This is a genomic window from Streptomyces sp. NPDC059900, assembly GCF_050270335.1.
Lineage (GTDB): Bacteria > Actinomycetota > Actinomycetes > Streptomycetales > Streptomycetaceae > Streptomyces.
On the sequence record NZ_JBNNJZ010000560.1, the window covers coordinates 1 to 5,152 of the forward strand.

At 71.1% G+C, this 5,152-nt stretch carries 5 protein-coding genes and 1 pseudogene; 3 read left to right on the forward strand and 3 right to left on the reverse strand.

The window, feature by feature from the left end; all coding sequences use genetic code 11:
- Nucleotides 1-264 (forward strand): annotated as a pseudogene (locus tag ACQKIP_RS39015) (chlorophyllase); the annotation flags it as partial.
- Between the two features lie 110 nt (nt 265-374).
- Here ACQKIP_RS39015 and ACQKIP_RS39020 read toward each other — a convergent pair.
- Complete coding sequence (locus ACQKIP_RS39020) at nt 375-1,022, reverse strand: TetR/AcrR family transcriptional regulator (RefSeq protein ID WP_365856339.1); 648 nt, start codon at nt 1,020-1,022, stop codon at nt 375-377.
- 292 nt (nt 1,023-1,314) lie between these two features.
- On the opposite strand from ACQKIP_RS39020, the gene ACQKIP_RS39025 reads away from it, so the two are divergent.
- Both ACQKIP_RS39025 and ACQKIP_RS39030 read left to right on the forward strand, forming a co-directional pair.
- On the forward strand, nt 1,315-2,916 hold the full coding sequence (locus ACQKIP_RS39025) for a GMC family oxidoreductase N-terminal domain-containing protein (protein ID WP_365856341.1): 1,602 nt from the start codon (nt 1,315-1,317) through the stop codon (nt 2,914-2,916).
- A 21-nt stretch (nt 2,917-2,937) separates the two neighbouring features.
- Nucleotides 2,938-4,377, forward strand: a complete 1,440-nt coding sequence (locus tag ACQKIP_RS39030) for a lipase family protein (protein ID WP_365856343.1) — start codon at nt 2,938-2,940, stop codon at nt 4,375-4,377.
- A 65-nt stretch (nt 4,378-4,442) separates the two neighbouring features.
- Here the strand turns inward: ACQKIP_RS39030 and ACQKIP_RS39035 are convergent, their stop codons facing one another.
- Together ACQKIP_RS39035 and ACQKIP_RS39040 are read right to left on the reverse strand one after the other, a co-directional pair.
- Entirely contained in the window at nt 4,443-4,682 is a 240-nt protein-coding gene (locus tag ACQKIP_RS39035; RefSeq protein ID WP_365856345.1) for a hypothetical protein, read from the reverse strand.
- A 149-nt stretch (nt 4,683-4,831) separates the two neighbouring features.
- Complete coding sequence (locus ACQKIP_RS39040; protein ID WP_365856347.1) at nt 4,832-5,068, reverse strand: chaplin; 237 nt, start codon at nt 5,066-5,068, stop codon at nt 4,832-4,834.
- Between the last annotated feature and the right edge of the window lie 84 nt (nt 5,069-5,152).

The window sequence follows — 5,152 nt, forward strand, 5'->3', positions numbered from 1 at the left end:
GACTGGCACGCCGACCCCTACCACCTCGCCCCCGGCAGCAAGACGCTGCTCACCCTGTTCGGTGCGGAACACCTGCTCGGCGGGATCAGCGGATACGACGCCGCCGAGACCACCGACGAGAACCCCCGGCGCGTGGCCGCACTCGGACGGCTCACCGCGGCCTACCTCCGCACCCGGTTCCGCCCGGGCGACAACGCGTGGCAAGAGGCCGTGGACGCGCTGGCCACCGGGCCCGACGCGTTCGGGCGAGTCGAATCCAAGTAGACCGGTCCGGTCGCCGCTGAATTCCGACTGGGGCAGCGGGGCGTGCGTTTGACCGCCGCCCCGCTGTCGGGCTTCGGGCCCGGCACCCCTCAGCAGGGCAGGCCCTCCGGTCAGTAGGGCAGGCCCTCCGACGCCGCATGCAGGGCCGCGAGAAGGCATGCGGTGATTTCCCCTCCCGACGCCTCGGGGGCATGCGCGTACCGCTGGGCGAAGTCCTCAGCCGCCGCGCGCAGTGCGCCGTTGAGGGCCGCCGCGTGCACCTTCACCCGCAGGTCGCCGGGGTGGCCGCCAGCGCGCCGGGCGAGCAGTTCGGCCAGGACCGGCAGGGCGTCGTCGTGGGCCTGGAGCCACACGGAGCGCAGGGCCGGATCGGTGGACGTCATGCGGATCAGGTCGAGGATGGCGGGGGAGTCGGCGGGGAGTTCGCCGATCCGGCAGGTCTCGGTGAAGAAGTCCAGGAGGGTCATCTCCGGCGGCCAGCGGCGCAGTTCGGCCATGGCGAAGTCGAGCCCGGCCGACAGGAGGGGCAGTACGCAGCTTTCCTTGGTGGGGAAGTGGCGCCACATCGTGCGCGCGGAGATCCCCACGGCCTGAGCGATGTGTTCGCCCGTCGTGGCGGTGACGCCCTGCGAGGTGAACAGGCGGACCGCCTCGCGGGCTATCTCGAGGCGGAGAGCCGCCTTTCGCCGCTGGACGAGCGACGGCCTGTCGGCCGCTTCCGGCGTCTGTCCCCGTTCCGTGGATGGCGCCTCGCGCACTCTCGCTCCACCGCCCTCCGTCTCGATCACGGCAGCATAGCGAGCCGCCGAAACGGCGTACGCAGACGGCCAGATGGCGCACGCAGACGTCTTGTCACAGACTGACACCCAGCCCTACTCTCCCGTAAGTGACCAGCGGGTAATCATGTCGGTCCGCCCATTCTGCTGATCCGTCATGTCAATTGGCATGCCCATGACAATTCAACGCCGACCTCTGCTCAACCGCCGACAAAGCGCTCCCGTCAGTCCCCGCAACCCCCTCTAGTTCCCCCGCACCCGCAAGGAGCCGCTCATGCCCCCACCCAGCAGACGCGCCCTGCTCGCCGGAGCCGCAGGACTCGCCGCCGCGAGCGTCCTCACGCAGCCGTCGACTGCCTCCGCCGTGCCGGCCCGCGTACGGCTGAGCCGGGAGGAACACCGGGTCGTCATCATCGGATCCGGCTTCGGAGGCGGCGTCGCCGCGCTCCGCCTGGCCCGGGCCGGCGTTCCGGTGACCGTGCTCGAACGCGGCCGGCGCTGGCCGACCGGACCGAACGCGGAGACCTTCCCCCGCGTCTCGGGCCTCGACAAGCGGATGCTCTGGTACGGCACCCTCCCGGCCGCACTCAGGCCGCTGGCCAAACTCCTCGGTACGCCGCTCGACTTCGCGCCCTACGCCGGGCTCCTGGAGCCCGTGCTCGGCGAGAACATCCTCAGCGTCTGCGCGGCCGGTGTCGGCGGAGGATCGCTCGTCTACCAGGGGATGACCCTCCAGCCGTCGGAGGCGGTGTTCAACACCTGGCTGCCCGAACAACTCGACTACCGGCGCATGGACCGGGTCCACTACCCCAGGGTCGCCAAGATGCTCCGGGTGGCCACGGCGCCCGCGGAACTCGTCGCCTCGCCCAACTACTCGGCGGCCCGGGTGTTCGCCGAGCGGGCACGCAAAGCCGGGTACGGCATCGAGAAGATCCCGATGCCGATCGACTGGGACTACGCCCTGGCCGAACTGCGGGGCGAGATGAAACCGTCGTACACCAACGGCGACTGCGCCCTAGGCGTGAACAACGGCGGCAAGCACTCCGTCGACGTGACCTACCTCCGGCAGGCCGAGGCCACCGGCAAGGTCACAGTCGCCACCCACCACAACGTCACGTCCGTGGCCAGGGACCGCGACGGGCGCTGGGAGGTGCGGGTCGACCGCACCGACGACACGGGACGCGTCCTCGAGCAGAAGATCCTCTCGGCCCGCGCCCTGATCATGGCGGCCGGGAGCGTCAACACCAGCAAGCTCCTCGTCCGCGCGGCCGCCACCGGCGCCATCCCCGATCTGCCCGACGACCTCGGCGAGGGCTGGGGCACCAACGGCGACCGCATCTACGCCTGGACGAACCTTCAGGAGGACTTCGGGGCCGAGCAGGGCGGCCCGGTGGTCTACGGCAGCAAGGCATGGGACGACCCGGCCACCGCGAACACGATCATCCAGGCGTCGCTGCCGCCGCTGGGCCCGGACACCAGAACGACCATGCTGGTCGGCTTCGGGGTCAGCCCCGACCGCGGCCGCCTCCGCTACGACGCCTCCACCGACTCCGTCTCGCTGCACTGGCCGCGGGACGGCGACACCGCAAGCCACCGGAACATCCACCGGCGGGTCACGGCGGTCTCCAAGCGGCTCGGTGTGCTGACGGACACCAACTCCCTGGTCAACAGCACCTGGCACCCGCTGGGCGGGGCGGCGATGGGCACCGTGTGCGACATCGACGGCCGGGTGCGCGGACAGCGCGGGCTCTACGTACTCGACGGCGCGCTGATCCCCGGCACCACGGGAGCGTGCAACCCCTCCATGACCATCGCCGCCGTGGCCGAGCGGGCACTGGACGCCATCACCGCCCACGACATCGACACGATCATCTGAATCACGAGCGAGGAGCACCTCATGAGCCGCAAAAGACTACCTTCGCGTTCCGCCCTGCCAGCCTCATCCACCGAAGCGGCCGCACCCACGGCCGCGCCGCCCGCCCGCCGTGCCGCTCCGGCCCGCCGGCGCCTGATGGCCGGCGTCGTCGCCGGCACCGTATGCGCGGGCCTTTCCGGCGTGTCGGCCGCGTCGGCCGCACCGGTCTCGGCCGCCGACGATGAGCCCGTCGTCTCCCGCGGGGTCACCATCCCCGCCTTCTACAACCCGCCGGCCGAACTGCCCGCCGCCAACGGCGCGTTGATCCGCACCGAGGCCATGCCGCTCGGGCTGAGCATCCCCGGCCTCGACGGCCGCCCGATGCCGGGTACCGCGACCCGCCTGATGTACAAGTCCACCGACTCGGCAGGAAAGCCCGTCGCGGTGACCGGCGCCTACATCGAGCCCACGGCCGCCTGGACGAAACCGGGGCCGCGCCCGCTGGTGGCCGTGGCCTCGGGCACCATGGGCCAGGGCGACCAGTGCGCTCCCTCGTTCGCCCTGGAGCACCCGCTGACCCTCAACGGCGAGACGGTGTCCGTCGGTTACGAAGCGCTGGCCATCTACCGGATCCTGGCCACCGGGGCAGCCGTCGTCCTCACCGACTACGCGGGCCTCGGCGCCACCGACCGTCTGCACACCTACGTCAACCGCCTCGACCAGGGGCACGCCCTCCTCGACGCGGCCCGCGCGGCGCGCGCCGTGCCGGGAGCCTCGGTCACCGCCGAGTCCCGCGCCGGCCTGTACGGCTACAGCCAAGGCGGCGGAGCCAGCGCGTCGGCTGCCGAACTCCACTCCTCCTACGCACCCGACATCAAGCTCGCCGGCACCTACGCAGGCGCACCGCCGGCTGATCTGACGTCGGTCATGAAGGGCATCGACGGCAGTGCTCTGGCCGGAGCGCTCGCCTGGTCGATCAGCGGCTTCGCCCAGTCCGACCCCGACCTGCGCGCGGTCGTCGACGCGCACATCAACTCGGCGGGGAAGGCGGCCCTGAAGGACGCCTCGACCATGTGCGTCGGCGACGCGCTGTTCGGCTACGGCTTCAGCAAGAGCAACAAGTGGACCAACGACGGTACGTCCATAGGGGACATCATCGCTGCCGACCCCAGGGCGCAGGCGGCCCTGGACAAGCAGCGCATCGGCAGGCTCAAGCCCAGCGGCCCGGTACGTCTGGCGACCGGCGTCCACGACGACATCGTTCCGCACGCGCAGGCACGGCAGTTGGCCGTGGACTGGTGCGCTAAGGGAGCCGACGTGACCTACGAAGCGCTGGCGCTGCCGAACCTCGGCGACAAGATCCTCACCAACCACCTCGTGCCCCTCATCACCGACCAGGGCGACGCCGTCTCCTGGATGGCCGACCGGCTCTCGGGCAAGCCGGCCGCCTCCAAGTGCTGGAAGGTGCCGCTCCAGCGCTGACCGCGACCGGCCCCGCTCCCGCTGCTGAGGCGGGAGCGGGGCCAGGCCGAGGCGGGGGTGCGCCATCACCAGTTGTAGATGATCTCCCCGCTGCTGTTGTAGTAGTTGAACGACCCGTCCGGCTGGCCGATGATGCACGCGTAGCCTCCGGCCGGCGTGTTTCCGCAGAAGGTGGCGGCGCTGGCCGAACCCGTCGAGAGGGCCATCCCGCCGCCCACGAGAAGGCCGGTGGCGGCGACGGTGACGGCGAGCCTCCGGACGCGCCTGCGACGCGGTGTGATGGTGGTGGTCGACTTCCGCTTCATGGCTGACTCCCTGTTGCCGAGGGGTTTCGGTCGCCAGGGGTTCGGAGCGGTCGCCGGGCAGGTTTGCTCCGGGCGTGCAGAACGCACGAGAAGCCGGGCACGCCGCCAAGAAGGGAAAGGCGGCGTGCCCGGCTTCGTGATGCGCCCGGTTACTTGCTGGCGCAGTGGTTGCCCTGCGCCGGGTTGAGCAGCGCGAGGACGTTCGCGCTGACACCGCACACGTTGATCGGGACGTGGACGGGGACCTGAACGGTGTTGCCGGAGAGGATGCCGGGCGAGTTGGTGGCGGAGCCTTCCGCGCCGGCGTCGGCGGCGGCGGCCCCGGCTCCGCCGAGAATCGCGGTGGCGGCCAGCGCAGCGGCGGCAAAGGCAGTACGAACACGCATGGTTGTGCTCCTTCAGGTGGAGGCGAACACTCCACTCGTTCTCCGCACGGCGACCGCCGTAACACCCGTGCCCCGAAGGAACCA